The organism is Rossellomorea sp. NPDC071047 (assembly GCF_050270195.1).
Classification (GTDB): domain Bacteria; phylum Bacillota; class Bacilli; order Bacillales; family Bacillaceae_B; genus Rossellomorea.
In genome coordinates this window covers 185065-202096 of record NZ_JBNNJT010000005.1, presented here as the reverse complement: position 1 = coordinate 202096, position 17032 = coordinate 185065, and the positions used below count along the sequence as shown (strand labels likewise).

Here is a 17032-nt window from a genome sequence, read left to right as displayed (position 1 = left end):
CCCTTTTATGAATTGCCCCAAACGATAGTACTCGCTCCCCAGGCATACCCAATTCCAGCACTGACAAGAACGACAACATCGCCCTCTTTAAGCTTGCCTTTTTCTTCTGCCAGTTCCAATGACAAAATTTGATCGAATTGACCGATATGTCCGTATTCTTCCAAATAGATAGACCGCTCGTCTGTAAGCCCCAATTCCTTTAATACATAACGATGCGCCGACTTTTTCATATGAAGCATGGCCACGTATGAAATATCTTTTTCTTCGTATCCACTTTTATAAAGGGATTCCCGTACGACCTTTAGAAAGTGATCCATGGATTTCTGCTCGAGCCTCTTTTTCATTCCTTCAGGATCGGTGACATCCAGCTTATATTGTCCGATAGATTCCCCTGTCAAAGGCTCTTTCGTCCCACCTACCGGGACAATGACGTCTTCAGAAAACGATCCGTCGGTGATGATGGACGTTTCCAAAACCATATTTTTCTTAAGACCCTTTTGAAGGATCATCGCTCCGCCGCCAGCTGCCAAGTTGAACATGAAGCGTGTCCTGTGATTCTTATAATCAATGAAATCGCTGTTACGGTAGCCTCCTGCAAGAAGCACGGTTTTAACGGAAGGATCCGTTTGCAGTAAGCTTTTGGCAAGCTTCATCGCCATAATCGTGGTACCGCACCGTAACGCCACGTCAAAAGCCCAGGCCCGATAAGCACCGATTTCTTCCTGGAGCTTGATACCGGCTGTCCAAAGGGGATATTCTTTATGTTCTTCACCAACGTAGATGACTATATCAATATCCTTGGGATCGATGCATGCTTTTTCGATGGCTCGCCTTGCAGCTTGAATACCCATGGCACATGTATGATCTTCCGGTCCTGGAACCGTTTTCTTTTTGATTCCCATTTTGTTTTCTACAACCTCTAAAGGAAGTCCTGCTTTTTCAGCAATTTCCCCGCTTGTCATAGTGGTTGAGGGTAAATATAATCCCGTACTAAGAATACCGATCGTCATGAAGATCCTCCCTTTTAGCTTGCGATGTTTTTCTCTTCCCTGTGCTCTTGTTTCCCTCGTTTTCTTTTCTTGATTTTCATGAATGACCCCACAATACCCGCCGGGAAGAACATAACCGCCAGGATATAAAGGATCCCGAAGAAAATGATCCAGCGTTCAAAGATCGGATAGGTTTTGGCGAGCTCGGTCAACCAGTGGTGGGCAAATTCAATCAGCCCTGCTCCGACGATCGGTCCGACCAGTGTACCCACTCCGCCAATGATGGTCATTAATAAGGCATCAAGAGTGACATCCATCGTAAAGACACTTGTGTTCACAAAGCGTAATGACAATCCGTACAATGAACCTGCGAAACTCGCAATCACACCTGCTATCACACTCGCTAAAATTTTATAATGGAGGACCTGGAACCCGAGCGATTCTGCCCTCTGCTCGTTTTCACGAATGGCCTGGAGTACGGACCCGGCAGGAGAGTGGGTGAATCTTCTTAATAAAAGAAAGATGACGGCCATGACACCGAGGCAGATGAAGTAAAATACGAGACGATCCTTCATTAAATCCGGTGTCCGAAACGTAAATCCATCATTTCCAAATGTTAAACTTCTCCATTTTTCAGCCCCGACGAGGAATAATCCTGCAAAGGCAAGGGTCAACATCGCATAGAAATGACTTTTAAGTCGTAACGTCAAGAGTCCGACGATATAGCTGACGATTCCCGCTATCACGGAAGCGACCAGGATGGAGACCATGAGCCAAAACATGGTAGGCTCCATTCGATCGAGGAAAATGCCTGTTGAATAGGCTCCGATCCCAAAGAACATGGCATGCCCAAAGGAAACGATTCCTGTATATCCGAGAAGGAGATCGTAGCTCATGGCAAATACGCCGAAGATAAAGACCTGGGTCAGGAGAATCATCATGCTTCTTGAATCATTGAAAAACGGATAAATGATCAGGATCCCTAAGGCTATTCCTAAAAAAACGTTGGATCGCTGCTTGAGTATCTTCATTTTGTCACCCCTTTACTGTAAATAGTCCCTGTGGCCTGAAAATCAGTACAAGTGCCATTAATATCATATTGACTGCCAGGGATAATTCGGGCACATAATACGTCATGAACGAGCCTGACAGACCGACTAAGATAGCAGCAAACAACGACCCCGGAAAGCTTCCCATTCCGCCGATCACCACTACGATGAATGCAAGGATCGCAAATTCCATGCCCATCTCTGCATAAATGACACCTGAATATGGGGCAAGAAGAATTCCCCCGAGGGCAGCCAGGGCAGATCCAACCATAAAGACGTACATAAACATTTTCTTAATATTGATACCAAAGGCTTCGACCATTTCTTTATTCATGACTCCTGCGCGGACGATCAAGCCGATTCTTGTTTTATTCAAAATCAGCTGGACTATCGTGAAGATCAATAATCCAACTAGGATAATGAAGACACGATATTTTATGACAATGATATCCCCGATTTCCCAGCTCCCCGTTAAATAGTCAGGCGCTTTAGCGGATAGCTGGTTCGGTCCCCATACGACTTTCAACATCTCGGAAAGAACGAGCATGAAACCTAACGTAATGAGAATTTGTTGAACGTGATTTCCGTACACCGGCTGAATAATGAATTTTTCCGTCACGAGTCCCAGCACCAAACCAGTTGCAATAGCTCCGATAATGCCTATCATAAAGCTGTCTGTTACGGTATAAACCCAGACGCCGCTGTATGCTCCCCATGCAAATAAGCCTCCGTGAGCAAAGTTCAATACATCCATTAATCCAAATATGAGCGTCAAACCTGCTGCCAGAAGGAAAATCAGCATTCCTGTGGCCAACCCATTAAGTGCCAAGTTAATGATGAGGTCCATCCTCTTCCCTCCTCACGCAATTCCTAAGTATTTCTTCTTCAATTCTTCATCTTTGACCAGCGATTGCATTTGCCCATCGTGAACAGTGGTTCCATCATCGATAATATAGAATCGATCCCCGATTTGACTGGCCATCATAAAGTTTTGCTCAACAAGAAGGATCGTTGTTTTTTCTTTCATTTCTTCAATGGAAAGCATCACTTTCTCTACGACAATCGGAGCGAGCCCCTTACTCGGTTCATCGATTAAGATAAGCTCATTATTATTTAAGTACGCCCTTGCAATGGAAAGCATCTGCTTCTGACCTCCACTCAATTTCCCACCTGCCTTTTTCCAGAACTTTTTCAAATCGGGAAATAAATCAATGATCCAATTCATTCGTTCCTCTGTCTCTTGATCTTGAGCCTTCATGGCAACTTTCATATTTTCTTCCACTGTCAGATCATTAAATATCCCCTGATCCTCAGGGACATAGCCGATTCCTTTGTTGGCTATTTTATAGGTGGGCAGAGTTTGAATCTCCTCGCCTTTATAGGTGACCAATCCCCTCGATGGCGGCGTCAGTCCCATGATACTTCGGAGGCTTGTCGTTTTACCGGCACCGTTTCTTCCTAATAAAACCGTAACTTCACCTTTTTTAACCTCAAAGGATACACCTTGCAATATGTGATACTGACCGATATACGTTTCGATGTTTTCTACTTTAAGCAGTGTGCTCATCGTAAAGTCCCCCTAAATAAGCCGATTGCACTTGTTCATTCTTCATGATTTCCTTTGGATGATCATCAGCAAGCAATCGGCCATTGAATAACACCATGATGCTGTCAGACAGATCCATGATCATATCCATTTTGTGTTCAATGAGGACAATGGTTTTCGTCTCTTGAGATTTGATGGTACGGATAACTTCCAGGATCGCCGGTACTTCTTCCAGGGACATTCCTGCAGTAGGTTCATCCAACAGCAAGATTTCCGTATCCAGTGCAAGGAGCATAGCGATTTCAAGTTTTCTCTTCTCTCCGTGTGCAAGGTTTACGGCAAGAGAGTCCGCTTTATTCGAGAGCATGACGAGCTTCAATAAGTCATAGGCTTCGCCCATGACGTCATTGTACGCTTTGATATTCCGGTGCATCACGTAGCGGATGCCATGCTTCGACTGCACGGACAGTCTCACATTCTCTAAAACCGTCAGATTCGGGAACACATTCGTCATTTGAAAGGAGCGGCCGATTCCAAGCCTTGCCCTTTTTGTAGGAGAGAATCTCGTAATCTTTTTTCCTTTCAAGAACACATCTCCTCCAGTTGGCTTTAACTGACCGCTCAAAAGATTAAAGAGCGTCGTTTTCCCGGCACCATTCGGTCCGATGATCGACTTGAATTTCTTTTCAGGTACTGAGAAGGTTACATCATCTACGGCGGTATGACCACCGAACTTTATCGTTAGATTCTTTGTTTCTAAAATACTCAACTGTCTTCACCCCGCTTATATTTCATGAAAGGGGCTGACTGATAACAAAGTGCCAAAACACCCTGTCAGTCACCCCCTTTTTCATTCCTTAACTTTGGATCAGTTACGGATTGGAGGAGCCGTTTCTTCCGGTGAAAGCTCTCTGATCAATACCGGAACAGGATATGGAACTCCTTCTTTCTTCTCAAGCTTGATGGCATAAAGCGTTTGTAATGCCTGATGATCTTCTTCCCGGAAGGTCATCGTTCCCTTTGGCGTTTCGAAGCTCATGCCCTCCATTGTTTCAATAAGGGTTTCAGAATCTAAATCCCCTTTTGTTTTCTTGATCGCCTCCACAATGGAAATCGCCGAGCTCATCCCACCTGGAGTAAAGAGATCGGGAACGTCCCCGTCATATTTCTTCTTATGTTCTTCCACTAACCAGTCGTTGATGTCATTGTCCGGCAGTTCATGGTAATAGACACTGAACCCCTCCATCCCCACAAGTGGTTCCATAGCTGATAGAGCAGCAATATCTGGTGCCCCTGTAGAAATTTTGATCCCTTTTTCCTGAAGCTTCATATCCCCGATTTGATTCCAGGGAGAGTTCGCCCCTGCCCAGATCACAAATAGATAATCCGGTTTACTATCAATGACCTTTTGGATATTCGATGTAAAGTCCGTCGCTGCCGGATCTGCATATTCTTCAAGCACAATTTCAGCTCCAAGACCTTCAGCCGCTTCTTTAAAAGCTGCAACCCCATCACGGCCAAAGGAATAATCCGGTGCCAGTGTAGCGATCTTCACTCCATCCTTCGCAATCGCGGCAGCTCCTGCAACAGCATCCTGTGAAGAGTTACGGGCTGTACGGAATATATAAGGATTAAACTCTGAACCGGTAATACTATCTGCAACCGCCGGCTCAACGATCATGATCTTTTCGTATTCTTCTGCAAGTGGCAGCACGGCTAATGTATCACCGGAGCTTGATGATCCCACCAGGAAATCCACTCCATCTTCTTCTAAAAGCTTCGTCGCTTTTTGAACAGCAACCTCTGGCTTCGTTTCTGTATCTTCAAACACAACCTCTATTTTCTTCCCTGCCACTTCCATCGTTCCATCCGTGGCATACTCGAGGCCTAATTCAAATCCGCGCTGCGTTTGCTTCCCATATGACTCCAGTGCCCCTGTAAGGGAAGCAAGCACCCCAATCTTCACCGTTTCCTGTTCTTTCTCATCTGTATCCCCCGACCCGCCACTGCTTTCTGAGCTGCAGGCACTTGCAGCAATAAGCATGCATGACATCAACATCATTAAAGCCGTCCATCTAAACGATCGTTTCACATTTTCTCCCCCTTAGAATATGAACTAAAGCGATAATAGCTTTGAATTCATCTTAGGTGAGAGAAGTTACAAATGAGTTACAGATGGGCTTTTGTTTATGGATTCAGAAGTATCAATTTGGTAATTACATCACCTACTTTCTTCAAAATAGAACAAACTTCTAAAACATTATGTTCCCCCCTCCAAATTTCCTATATAATGAATCTACTAAATGCTAGGGGAATTGGAGGATTCATCCTTGAGTGTATTTCAGCAATTTCAACGTACAATCATAAAAAATTATCTTCTGGGAAGCTTCATAGCCGTCTTTGGTGTCGGGTCTGTATTCATTTTTCAAACCCTTGCCCTTAATGAAAATGAACTGATCATAATGGGAGGCATCATCTCCCTTTCAATCGTTACGATGTTCAGCTGCGAATTTTTGGTCTATCAGAAGCATATTCGACCGATGAAACTCGTCTATAAAGAGAAGAAATCAACACTAAGTCTGGACCTTTTCTCAACTGCCTATCAACAAGTGGAAAGGTTCCCACTTTTAACCGTTAAACGAATCATGCTTCCCCACTTTCTGGGACTGGCACTTCCGTCGACTTTGTTGACCGTTGGCAGCATCAATGCAGGATGGTTGTCAATTCCTTACACCTACATTTTTTATGCCTGGTGCGGAGCCTTTTTAGTGGCGATTCTTCATGCATTGATTGAATTTTTCTTAACTTTTAGAGCTTGTCATTCGCTGCAAGTGGACCTTATTCGGAAAACAGTTGAAACTTACGGAGTCGATCCCTCGAATCAGTCCACCCTATTTATCAGTTTAAAAAGAAAAATCCTGGCTGCTTCCCTGTTTCTTGCCCTGTTTCCGATCCTGCTTTTTTCATTAGCTTCACAGATTCGCTTATCGCTTGCAGACTCCACTCTTTTAGTAGACTACTGGAAATGGGCAGGAACTCTGATTTTCATCATTACAATTCTAGCTTTCTATGGAGCCCTCCTTATTTTCAAAAGCATCGAAGCACCCGTAAAAGAGCTGGTAGCCCGTTTTGAAAAAGTAGAAGAGGGGCATGTTTCACCCGTAGTGAATACATACACGGATGAGTTTTCTCATTTATTTTCCGGCTTTAACCACATGGTAGGAGCCATCAATCTGAGAGATCAGAAAAACCAGCAGCTACTCGATCAATTTTTCGCAGTGGTAGCAGGTACATTGGATGCAAGGGACCCATATACGGCCGGGCATTCTAAACGCGTTGCGGAGTTTTCTGTTTTAATTGCCAAACAATGCAACTGGTCTTCGAAAGACATCGAGCTACTTAATAAATCGGCCCTCCTTCACGACATTGGAAAAATAGGAATTCGGGATGATGTGCTTTTAAAGGAAGGGAAATTGACCAATGAGGAGTTTGAACAAATCAAGCGTCACCCTGTCATTGGCGAGGAAATTGTCAAAGGAGTTCAATTAACAGAAGAGCTCCTTCCCATCTTGCCCGGGATCAAACATCACCATGAGCGGTTGGATGGCTGCGGGTACCCTGATCGATTAAAAGGAGACGAAATTCCCGTGTTCGGACGATTGATTGCTGTTGCCGATGCCTTTGACGCCATGACCTCTGATCGCCCCTACCGAAAAGGGATGCCACTCGATAAAGCTTTCTCCATCTTGGAAGAAGGAAAAGGTACCCAGTGGGACTCGGAGTTTGTGGATGCGTTTTTGGTGAGGATGAAGGTCACGGACACCTCTTCTCCTTTATCAACTTCTGCCATATAATCATCAAATTCCAAATAAAAGGATCAAATCCCCACGGGATTTGATCCTTTTTCATTCAAAGAGCCTTCCCCCTATCTTTCACTCCAATGACCATTTCGTACATTTGGCGGGTCGCTTCCATTGGGTCGACGCCGAGTTCGGTTTCCAATATATCTTTGCAGCGCTGAAACCACTTCACGGCTTGGGGTCGGTTATTTTTTTGATAATAGCTGTACATGAGGACGCGGTAGGCTTCCTCCCAAAGGGGATCATGTTCGATGATCGTGAGGCAGTGATCAATAGCTTCATCCACCTGTTCCTTTCTCACTGCGAGCTGGGCCCGTTTCTCCAGTCCCCTCAAATACTGAATATGCAGTCTTTCCCTTTCCTTCGCGGTCCACCATGTTCCTTTCCGGTCAGGCAGAAACGTCCCTTTATAGTAATGTAATCCCCGTTCCAGGTATTGAATGGATTTTTCCACATCGTTTTCCTTTAACCCTTCTGTGATCCAGCTGGTGAATTGATCGGCATCGTATTCAATGTTGGCCATTGGATTCAATCCATATCCTTCCTGATGCCGCCCGATAAAGAAAGCTTTCCCCCTTGCTTGACGATTGGGTTCGAGTACATTGTTCAGAGCGTTGAGTGCCACCTTGAAATCACGATCCGATCCTGTCCCCTCAGGCCAAAGCTCTTCGATAATTTCTTCCTTCCTCTTCAATTGATTCCTTTGAGTAAGGAAATATTGGAATAATTCTTTCGCCTTTTCCCGCTGCCACTGCTTTTCTATGACTTTATGATCTCCTAACCGAATTTCAAAACGTCCCAGGGTTTGAACTTTGATTGTATATCCCGGATGGGAGGTGATCGAATCGTATCCTGATTTGGTTAAAAGTTGATGACAATATGGAGCGTGAATGCTCTCCTGGTAAGCTTTTACTAATAATGGAATCAGGCTTTGCAGGTCTTTCGGTCCGAATGTGGTCTGTTTGAAAAAGATAAACTCATATTCTCCCAGTTGGACTTCATTTAAGCAGGATGTCATGCTTTCAACGAATCTATCATGGTCACCTGTTTTATAGGCTATTGCGCTTTTCCACAAATCTGTCACCATTTTGCCGTAACGGTCTCCGCACGCTTCAAAATGACTGCCCGCACGTTCAAAACTTTTCCTCGCCTCTTCAAATTCTTCATTATAAACGTCAGTTATGCCGACGCTTAGAAGGATAAGTGAATATAACCACATATCCTCTACCATTTCCGTTTCATGCAATGCCTCTTCGGCTAATTCCTTTGCCCTCTGGAATTCTCCTAATCGGGCATAAAGAATGGACAGCCCCATATACGGCTCTGCTTTTCCCCTTGAAACATTGATTTGGCTCATTAATTCCAACGATGTTTCATAGCAGCTTTTCGCAAGATCTGCGTCGTAATCACTGATGAGCTGAACGGCATGACCCATGCGTATCCAGCCGCATGCTTCCACAAACGGAGACTTCCCCTTGATCCCCTGACTGATTCCCTGTTGTGCAAGTGTCTTGGCTTCATCGCCATTCCCCATAAACGATTGAATGAGTGATAGTAGCAATTCTTTTTCCCGATGGGATTGGGGAAGCTGGTCTTCACCTTCCTTATAAAGTAGCACCTGCTTAGCTTCTTGAAGCTTGCCTGTGCGTAGGAGCATCCTCGCCTCAAGATTGCCTTCTTCCTTCATGAAACCGCTCTTCTTTCCTTTGTCATACCAGATCTTTGCCTGAATCGCCTTTCCTGAGTTCACCAGATTCTCTGCTATCAGAACATATAAATGATTTTTTTCCTGAAGATATTCTGTATCTTCCCCCTCTAAGCATTCAATTGCCTTGAGTAAATACCGCTGCGCTTTTCCCGGCTGAATCGTATCTAAATAGATTCTGCCGATTCCCTCATATGCTTTGCTCAGCATGAGCGGGTCACTCTTTTTCTCTGCCAGTTTAATTCCATGGGTATAGGCATTTTCTGCTTTTTCGTAGAATGACCGATAGCGAAAGAACTCACCTTGATAAAACCAAAGAGGATAATATTGATCCTTTAATGAGTCTGGAACCTCCCCCAAATAGTCACCCAGTGTTTCGAGCTGTCCGCTTTTCATCATCGCATCCGCTTCGCGAACAAGAATAGCGGACACCGCCTCAATGTTTTCCATTTTCATATAATGATAAATCGCTTTCTCCCACTTCCCGTGCTGCTCATAGAATCGAGCACATTTCAGCTGCAATCCCTTATAGAGCCCTATACTTTCTTCTTTTAATTTCCGTTCTAAAAAAGTTTGGAAAAGGGCGTGAAGTCGATAATGATGTGATCCTTTCATTTCTTGCAGGAGGGCATTTTTCTCGGACAGATGGTTTAACATTTGCCCGGATCCCGGCAGTTCAAAGATGGCTTCGCACGTACGTCCATTGATTTCATCGAGGATCGAGATTTGCTTTAAGAATTGCTGCACTATCGGCGTCTGCTTGGAAAACACCTCATGAGCCAAATAATGAAAGAGTTCATCAAGGGAGGAATGCTGTTTTTCTACCATGAGAATATCAGGATTCTCCTGAAGTTGTGAATGAATCATACTGACAGCAATGACCCATCCTTCGGTTAATTCACAGATCGCATCAAGCTGGGATTCGGGAATGACCGTCTCATGAAAGTCCGTAAGAAGTACTTCCACCTCTTCTTTCGTTAGGCAGAGGTCACCTTCTGTAATCTCAAGCAATTGCCGGGATATTTTCAATTGGATGAATGTAGCCCATGAAGGTTTTGTACGCGTAGATAGAATGAAATGAATGTGATCTGGTAAGTGCTCAATCACCTTCTCCATCCACTGATTGATAAAGAAGGAATGATCCACTAAATGGTAGTCGTCAACGATAATGGTGAATGTTTGAGGGATCTTCATGCATTCGTTTATAAACAATGCACTTAAGCGGAAGATATCGTCATCCTTCATATATTGCCCCATGGAGAAAATCGTTTCCCTCAACTCTTCACCAAAATGTGGAATCTGCTTCTGGATGCTGTACACAATATTTGTCACAAACGGAACGAGTCCATCATCGGTTTGTGTAATGGAGTACCAGCAATGGTTCGGTTTCACATCCTGCAGGAATTGACTGATGGCCGTACTCTTCCCGTAGCCTGCTCCCGAATGAACGATCACCAGCTTATAATCTGTAACCGTTCTCATTTTTTTCATTAAGCTTGGACGCCTTATATATGAATGCTTGACAACAGGCGGCACAAACTTGGTTTCAATGATTGGTATTTCTATTGTCACACTACCACCCTCAAAACGATAGAATTTTCTTACTATTCTAACATATTTATATGGATCACAGGAGGACAACTAGTACATAGTAAAGAAACTTTCGCAAAAAAAGAATGCTGTTCATGTATTGAACAGCATTCCCATATCTTTAGTTCCTGAATTGTATATCCCATTCATTGATAGGCCAGTAACGAAGATCCACTTTTCCAACAATCTGTTCCCGGTCTATAAATCCGAAGTAGCGACTATCCATGCTTCCCCGACGATTGTCTCCAAGAACGAATACTTTGCCTTTGGGAACCGTTTGTTCATCCGTGATTTCTTCTAGGGTAAAGTCCCCTGTCAGCTTGTTGCCGATGTACTCCTGTTTGAACTTTTCTAAATAAGGTTCAGGATAATACTCTCCGTTAACATATAACTTATCGTCTTTATAAACGACCTTATCACCGGGCAGTCCAATGATTCGTTTCACATAATCCTCGTTCTCATTCGCATGAAAGACAACAACATCAAAGCGATCCAAGTCTCCAATATGATAACCGATTTTATTCACAACAAGTTTATTTCCATCCTGTAGTGTCGGCATCATCGATTCACCTTCGACTACATAGTTGGAGAAGAGAAAGGTTCGAATGATAATAAAGATGATCAGTCCAATCCCCAAGGCTTTAATCCATTCGAGTCCTTCTCTTTTTACCTCTTCTCTCAATTTGATTCCTCCTGCTTTTTCCGTTCAATTCGTTGATCTATTTCCATTTTCTTATTCAAATGTATCTCAATTCGTTTTCCTATAAACCATAGGACAAAAATGATGGCTGCAACTATTACTGTACGTATTGGTTGTCTTACTAATGATATGATATCATATCCGATAAAGCTTATGGTGAAAATCATCACCATTTTCCCCGTAACCACAGCGAGCATATATTGAGCGATGCTGATCGACGACAATCCCGCCACCACATTCACCACGGCAGACGGCGTAAACGGGAAGCATAAAAGAATGAACAACGGGCCAAATCCATGCTTGTCTACCCACTTCGTCAATCGTTTCACTTGGCGATTCTTTCTCAGGAAGCGGAAGAATCGTGTTTCCCCATATCTTCGCACCAATAGAAACACAATGAGCGCACCAAGCGTAGCACCAATCCATGAAAACAGGAATCCCCACCATAACCCGAAGGCATTCGCATTGGCCGTCACAAACACGACCAGGGGAAGGAATGGAAGAAATGCTTCCAACAGCGGAAGCAGGATCCCTGGAATCGGTCCAAAGGAACGATACTGCTGAATCAAGTCCATCATATTCTCAAGTGTAAACCAGTCTTTTATCTTATTTATATCCATATTATATGTTTCCCCTTAAACGACCATGAACAAATAAACTCATTTCGTTATATCGTTACTTTCTATTTTCATCATATCACACCGTATCAGGATTTCCACATTGTTGTCTATTGTTGGTTTTATTATTATAACCTTGCCTATTGAGAGGGGATGTAAACGTGTTAGGATGGGTATTTTTTTGCGGTTGGTTGTCGAATAGGCTTTGGATTGAAATTGGATGTTTATTGGTTGGTTCGTTGGTGAAATTTATCGGTTTTTTGCACAAAGGGAGCCAAATTAGATTTTCAGCAGGTAAAAAGGTTTTGAGAGGGAATAAACCCGGAAAACAGCAGATAAATTCCTTCTTCAGACAATCCAGTCTAGACTTCCTTGACTCCGTACGGTCAATATTATCGACCTCAGCCCATATATTATCGAGTTTCACTTTTTATTATCGACTCTGCCCCATATATTATCGACTTTTAAAATATTCGCTCCCACCCTCGTCCCAACTTTATCTTCAATTCCTCTTTCCCATATCTCCGCAACAAAAAAACTGCCATCCCCATCCAGGAATGACAGCTCTCACCTCTATAAATGCTCCCCGAACCAATCCACAATCTCTTGTAACCTTGCTTCTCTCAAAGAAGGTTTTCCGGTCCTCGACAGATTATGATTGGATTCAGGGAAACGCACAAATCTCACATCTTTTTTCTCACGTTTCAAGGCGATAAATAGTTGTTCCGCCTGCTCAATCGGACAACGGTAGTCCTTTTCGCTGTGGAGTATCAATAGGGGTGTGTTCATATTCTTCACATACGCAAGGGGCGAACGCTTCCAAAGGGTTTCGATGTCGCCAAGATCGCTTTGGATTTGCCACTCTGAGAAATAGTAGCCGATATCGCTCACTCCGTAAAAACTGATCCAATTGCTGATGGAGCGCTGGGTGGCCGCCGCTTTAAACTTGTCGCTGTGACCAATGATCCAGTTGGTCATGAATCCTCCGTAGCTTCCACCGGTCACACCTAAGCGGGTTTCATCAATAAACGGAAATTCCTCCAGGGCATACTCGACTGCTGCCATGATATCCTCGTAATCCCCGCCGCCATAATCGCCTCTTACGGCATCCACGAATTCTTGCCCGTAGCCATGACTTCCTCTTGGATTCACATATAAAACGGCGTATCCTTTGCTTGCAAGCACTTGGAATTCGTGAAAGAACGTGTTCCCATACATGGTGTGGGGACCCCCATGTATTTCGACGATAAGTGGATACTTCTTTCCTTCCTCATAACCGACTGGCTTCATGATCCAGCCTTGTACAGGCCAGTCTTTCGCACCCATGTACCTAAACGATTGTGGAGAAGACAATTCACGATTCACGAGCAGTTCCCGATTCAGACTGGTTATTTCCGTCAGCTCACCACTAGGAACATGAAGAGTATATAATTCACCGGGTTCGGTCGGTTTGCTCATGGCAACGAGCATCACTTGACGAGTTGAATCGAAGTCGAAACCATATATATGCTGTTCTTCGTGCAGCAGTGCAGGGTAGATGGCTCCTTCAATGTGAGCGTAATAGAGAACTGTGTTCCCTGCATCAGACGCCAGGAAATAGAAGCTTTCATTATCCTTTGACCATAAAATCCCCGTTTGTGATGAACCTTGGACACTGTCGCTATTAAGATAATCTCCTACGGGCAGATCCATGCCTCCTGTCAGACAGATGGAATGTCCAGTTTCAAAATGATACAGCCACACCTTATTAAGTGTCGCATTCTCGTATTCACGTCCATGCCCCATATAGGCAAGATGCTTTCCGTCTGGAGACCAGGCAGCTCCTCCGTAATAACCCGATTCTTTATTAATCTTTTTATATTCATTCATTTCAAGGTGAAAAATAAATAAATCAGACTGGAAGGAGAAATCTTTGTCTTTTGTTCTGTCCACTGAAAACGCGATGTGCCTTCCGTCTGGAGACCAGGAGTGAAGAGTGTAATCATGGACATCATCCGTGACTCTTCTCATTTTTTTCAACGCCACGTCGACCACTACTATTTGCGAGTAGCAGCTGTCATCGAAACCTCGGTCATCACTTTTATATTTCATGCTTGTGGTAACGAACGGCTTTAATTTCTCTCCTTCATCTTCCTTCTTTTCAAACGTCTCCCCTTTTTCCAGTCGGAGGGAAACTGCGATTTTCCCACCGCATGGAGACCAGACTGGATTTGAGACGCCTTTTTGGTAATCTGTCAGCTGTTCTGCTTCCCCTCCATCCCGGTGGATGAGGTATAGTTGATTCACACCTGAGCGATTTGAGACAAAGGCGATCTTTCTACCATCAGGTGACCATCTGGGAGTTGAAATCTTTTGTTCTCCGAAAGTCCATTGGCGAGTGGTCTTATCTTGCAGACGAATGCTATGTAAGGTTGAGAAATACTCATTTCTTTCTTCACACATGAAGGTTTTGACATAAACGGCTTCATCTCCACTTGGAGATAATCTTGGATCTGATAAGGCGCTTAACTCATAGAGATCCTGGATTTCGATTCCTTTATTCATGTTCCGGCACCTTCCTTTCTTCTATTCCCTTTATTATTTCGACGTCAGAAATACTTTTTCCTTTATGGATAAAAATCCGATCTGCCCTTCATAATAGAAACAAATTCAAATTCTACAACTTTCGCTATTGAAAGTAAATCGAATTCCACGTAAAATAAAAATACGAACATTTGTTCTATATTAAAGTGAAAAGGAGTCTTTTCATATGACAAGGATCCCGGAGAACGACAGGAACATATTAGAACAGGCCATATATTTACCGATGGTGCTGACGATTTTGAATCGTGATCTGCAAATCGTAGACAGCAGCCCTTTTAAATTAAAACGACCGTATTTAGAAATGATTGAGGAGACGATGAAGGTCATCCAAGGAGAACTCGCCCATGTCAAAAAGTACATGAGGACCAATAAGATGAAGGTTGAGCGAATCCAATCAGACGATGCCTTTACGATGTATATGTTTTTGTATAAGGGTTATGAGGAGCACCACAATTATTTTAATCCGCGCCTTCGAAACCGTGTGGAGGATTTAATGAGACATTATTTGTATCGCCGATTCCTGGAATCGAAAACAGATACAACAAAAGAAGCGTGATTCATCTCACGCATCGTTTTTTTTGATATTTCGATTAAGGTAAAACGTTTTGATATTACCCATTTCGGTTTGAACCTTCGTATTATATTTACTTTCCATTTCTGCGACACGCTGTGTGTAGGCGATACGCAGGTCCGAAGTACGAAGCATTTGATTTTCAAAGGAACTGTAAGAAATGGGAACCATGCAGGACTCATTGTTTTGAAGAAAGACCCGAGTTGATCCATTTGTCGAGCGTTCATACCCGCGAACATGTGAATGGGAAATCCAGGCGCATTCTTGCTTGACAGGAGAAGATGTTGGAAATAGATAAATGGACATTTGAGGATTCACCATGATAGGAGCTTTGTAGATGATACCCGTAAGTCTCTTGGTGCCTTCTTTTCTACCTTCATAGGAGGAACCAAAGAATTCACAGCTCTTCTTTAAAATATCGAACGGTTTAAATGGGGAGATTAGTACGTCATCTACCTCTATTATTTTGGTAAATGTCCTGGCACCGTACTCAATCGGCTGCAGAATCATCGTATGGGGATTCACTTCATATTCTTCTATAATTCGAGATTTTTCTCTCATTTCATCGCCTCCATTTACATTTTTCACCAAAATAATACCACAAATTCCGAGGGTTGTCTCGCATATTTTTAAAAATTCTGAAATTAACTATACGCCACTCCGTTAAGGATAAAAAATTATCAGAATATTTAATTTTTTGGTTGAATTTTTACTACTTACCCCATATACTAATAAAAAGAATTCAGGGGTGACCGTATATGGAAAACAAAAAGTCCTATACCGAAATGATGAAAGCTTCTGCCATGACCCGTAAGAAAGCCGCTGAGAGAAGTGTGATGGAGATCTATATCGACATGGTGCTGCATGAAAGCATTCTGATGACGCGCAAGACAAAACTCCTTACAGACATTGACGCCGCCCTGGATAAGAAAAACAAACCTCTGTTCATGAAATTAACAAAAGAATTAAACGAACTGAACCTAAGCTACGGATGATAAATAATAGCTGACTCTAAACATGAGTCAGCTATTCCTTTTTTAATGGACGGGCCATTGGTCCCTCCATTTCGTGCATGACTTCAATTTAAATAGTACATCCTAAAGCTAACCTATACACTTTGGAGCGAATATGATGATCCTGCTAATAAAAGTACTTGTCCTCTACTTAATTACCATAGCCGCTATGCGACTGATGGGAAAATCCACAATTGTACAAATGACTCCCTATGATCTTGTGGCGATTATTATCGTTGGGACCATTGCCTCTGAACCACTGATCTCCACGAAATTCTGGCCAACCATTGCGGCTCTCGTCATTTTAGTGGGGCTTCATGTACTGTTCTCATTCATGACCCTGAGTCAATGGGGGAATCGCTTCTTCTTGGGAGAACCTACCTTACTGATTAAAAATGGGGAGATATTAGAAGATAATCTGGAGAAATCCAAGATCTCGCTGATTCAATTAACCTCCATTCTACGCTCTCAAGGTTACCCGAAAATTTCAGATGTGGACTACGCCATGCTTGAACCGATCGGTGAAGTGAGCGTCATTCCAAAGGTGGAAAACACCCCTGTTACCGTCCAGCACCTCAACCTTAAAATCGATGACGAGGGATTGCCGATTTCAGTGATTGTGGATGGTAAAATCCAAACGCGGAACCTGAAGCTTCTTGGCAAATCGACAGAATGGCTGGAAACTCAACTAACAAACTCAGGACTGCATCATAAAGATGTGATTTTCGCCTATATGACAGAAAAAGCGAAGAACCTGATTATTAATAAAAGAGAAAAAGCCTAGTCTCTACCGCTCGGGACCAGGCTTT

At 43.3% G+C, this 17032-nt stretch carries 15 protein-coding genes; 4 read left to right on the top strand and 11 right to left on the bottom strand.

The features are described from left to right. Positions 1 to 5: 5 nt before the first annotated feature. From ACQKFO_RS17610 to ACQKFO_RS17585, 6 genes are all read right to left on the bottom strand, one after another. Complete coding sequence (locus tag ACQKFO_RS17610; RefSeq protein WP_427600158.1) at positions 6 to 1010, bottom strand: 3-oxoacyl-ACP synthase; 1005 nt, start codon at positions 1008 to 1010, stop codon at positions 6 to 8. 14 nt (positions 1011 to 1024) lie between these two features. Continuing rightward, positions 1025 to 2020 (bottom strand): branched-chain amino acid ABC transporter permease, encoded by a 996-nt coding sequence (locus ACQKFO_RS17605; protein ID WP_427600157.1) that lies wholly within the window; start codon positions 2018 to 2020, stop codon positions 1025 to 1027. 4 nt (positions 2021 to 2024) lie between these two features. Beyond that, complete coding sequence (locus ACQKFO_RS17600; RefSeq protein ID WP_427600156.1) at positions 2025 to 2885, bottom strand: branched-chain amino acid ABC transporter permease; 861 nt, start codon at positions 2883 to 2885, stop codon at positions 2025 to 2027. A gap of 12 nt (positions 2886 to 2897) precedes the next feature. Beyond that, positions 2898 to 3605 carry an ABC transporter ATP-binding protein gene (locus tag ACQKFO_RS17595; protein WP_427600155.1) on the bottom strand — a complete coding sequence of 236 codons (708 nt, stop codon included), beginning with the start codon at positions 3603 to 3605 and terminating at the stop codon, positions 2898 to 2900. Continuing rightward, positions 3589 to 4353, bottom strand: coding sequence for an ABC transporter ATP-binding protein (locus ACQKFO_RS17590; RefSeq protein WP_427600154.1), 765 nt, complete (start codon positions 4351 to 4353; stop codon positions 3589 to 3591). Before ACQKFO_RS17590 ends, ACQKFO_RS17595 begins: the two co-directional genes overlap by 17 nt. 99 nt (positions 4354 to 4452) lie before the next feature. Beyond that, entirely contained in the window at positions 4453 to 5646 is a 1194-nt protein-coding gene (locus ACQKFO_RS17585) for a substrate-binding domain-containing protein (RefSeq protein ID WP_427600301.1), read from the bottom strand. 268 nt (positions 5647 to 5914) lie between these two features. Here ACQKFO_RS17585 and ACQKFO_RS17580 point away from each other — a divergent pair, with 268 nt between their 5' ends. Next, positions 5915 to 7438: an HD-GYP domain-containing protein gene (locus ACQKFO_RS17580; RefSeq protein WP_427600153.1), complete on the top strand. Its 1524-nt coding sequence runs from the start codon at positions 5915 to 5917 to the stop codon at positions 7436 to 7438. Between the two features lie 55 nt (positions 7439 to 7493). On the opposite strand, the gene ACQKFO_RS17575 is transcribed toward ACQKFO_RS17580, so the two are convergent. The 4 genes from ACQKFO_RS17575 to ACQKFO_RS17560 all read right to left on the bottom strand — a co-directional run bounded on the left by ACQKFO_RS17575 (position 7494) and on the right by ACQKFO_RS17560 (position 14600). After that, positions 7494 to 10721 (bottom strand): BTAD domain-containing putative transcriptional regulator, encoded by a 3228-nt coding sequence (locus ACQKFO_RS17575; RefSeq protein ID WP_427600152.1) that lies wholly within the window; start codon positions 10719 to 10721, stop codon positions 7494 to 7496. A 139-nt stretch (positions 10722 to 10860) separates the two neighbouring features. After that, the gene (gene lepB, locus ACQKFO_RS17570) at positions 10861 to 11421 is read right to left on the bottom strand and encodes a signal peptidase I (protein ID WP_148968402.1); all 561 of its coding nucleotides are present in this window, start codon (positions 11419 to 11421) and stop codon (positions 10861 to 10863) included. Next, complete coding sequence (locus tag ACQKFO_RS17565; RefSeq protein ID WP_427600151.1) at positions 11418 to 12059, bottom strand: TVP38/TMEM64 family protein; 642 nt, start codon at positions 12057 to 12059, stop codon at positions 11418 to 11420. Before ACQKFO_RS17565 ends, lepB begins: the two co-directional genes overlap by 4 nt. A 570-nt stretch (positions 12060 to 12629) precedes the next feature. Next, positions 12630 to 14600: a S9 family peptidase gene (locus tag ACQKFO_RS17560; protein WP_427600150.1), complete on the bottom strand. Its 1971-nt coding sequence runs from the start codon at positions 14598 to 14600 to the stop codon at positions 12630 to 12632. 205 nt (positions 14601 to 14805) lie between these two features. Between ACQKFO_RS17560 and ACQKFO_RS17555 the strand changes: the two genes are divergently transcribed. Next, positions 14806 to 15195, top strand: a complete 390-nt coding sequence (locus ACQKFO_RS17555; protein WP_148968399.1) for a hypothetical protein — start codon at positions 14806 to 14808, stop codon at positions 15193 to 15195. Between the two features lie 6 nt (positions 15196 to 15201). Here ACQKFO_RS17555 and ACQKFO_RS17550 read toward each other — a convergent pair whose 3' ends face one another. Further along, complete coding sequence (locus ACQKFO_RS17550) at positions 15202 to 15771, bottom strand: competence protein ComK (protein WP_427600149.1); 570 nt, start codon at positions 15769 to 15771, stop codon at positions 15202 to 15204. A 197-nt stretch (positions 15772 to 15968) separates the two neighbouring features. Between ACQKFO_RS17550 and ACQKFO_RS17545 the strand changes: the two genes are divergently transcribed. Next, positions 15969 to 16205, top strand: a complete 237-nt coding sequence (locus tag ACQKFO_RS17545; RefSeq protein ID WP_044337753.1) for an IDEAL domain-containing protein — start codon at positions 15969 to 15971, stop codon at positions 16203 to 16205. Positions 16206 to 16341: 136 nt separating this feature from the next. Then, positions 16342 to 17007 (top strand): DUF421 domain-containing protein, encoded by a 666-nt coding sequence (locus ACQKFO_RS17540; protein ID WP_427600148.1) that lies wholly within the window; start codon positions 16342 to 16344, stop codon positions 17005 to 17007. Positions 17008 to 17032: the final 25 nt, after the last annotated feature.

Bases quoted from the DNA above. Each gene is read 5' to 3' on its own strand.
- ACQKFO_RS17610 (WP_427600158.1), bottom strand. From the start codon at position 1,010: ATGACGATCGGTATTCTTAGTACGGGATTATATTTACCCTCAACCACT.
- ACQKFO_RS17605 (WP_427600157.1), bottom strand. From the start codon at position 2,020: ATGAAGATACTCAAGCAGCGATCCAACGTTTTTTTAGGAATAGCCTTA.
- ACQKFO_RS17600 (WP_427600156.1), bottom strand. From the start codon at position 2,885: ATGGACCTCATCATTAACTTGGCACTTAATGGGTTGGCCACAGGAATG.
- ACQKFO_RS17595 (WP_427600155.1), bottom strand. From the start codon at position 3,605: ATGAGCACACTGCTTAAAGTAGAAAACATCGAAACGTATATCGGTCAG.
- ACQKFO_RS17585 (WP_427600301.1), bottom strand. From the start codon at position 5,646: ATGATGTTGATGTCATGCATGCTTATTGCTGCAAGTGCCTGCAGCTCA.
- ACQKFO_RS17565 (WP_427600151.1), bottom strand. From the start codon at position 12,059: ATGGATATAAATAAGATAAAAGACTGGTTTACACTTGAGAATATGATG.
- ACQKFO_RS17560 (WP_427600150.1), bottom strand. From the start codon at position 14,600: ATGAATAAAGGAATCGAAATCCAGGATCTCTATGAGTTAAGCGCCTTA.
- ACQKFO_RS17555 (WP_148968399.1), top strand. From the start codon at position 14,806: ATGACAAGGATCCCGGAGAACGACAGGAACATATTAGAACAGGCCATA.
- ACQKFO_RS17550 (WP_427600149.1), bottom strand. From the start codon at position 15,771: ATGAGAGAAAAATCTCGAATTATAGAAGAATATGAAGTGAATCCCCAT.
- ACQKFO_RS17545 (WP_044337753.1), top strand. From the start codon at position 15,969: ATGGAAAACAAAAAGTCCTATACCGAAATGATGAAAGCTTCTGCCATG.
- ACQKFO_RS17540 (WP_427600148.1), top strand. From the start codon at position 16,342: ATGATCCTGCTAATAAAAGTACTTGTCCTCTACTTAATTACCATAGCC.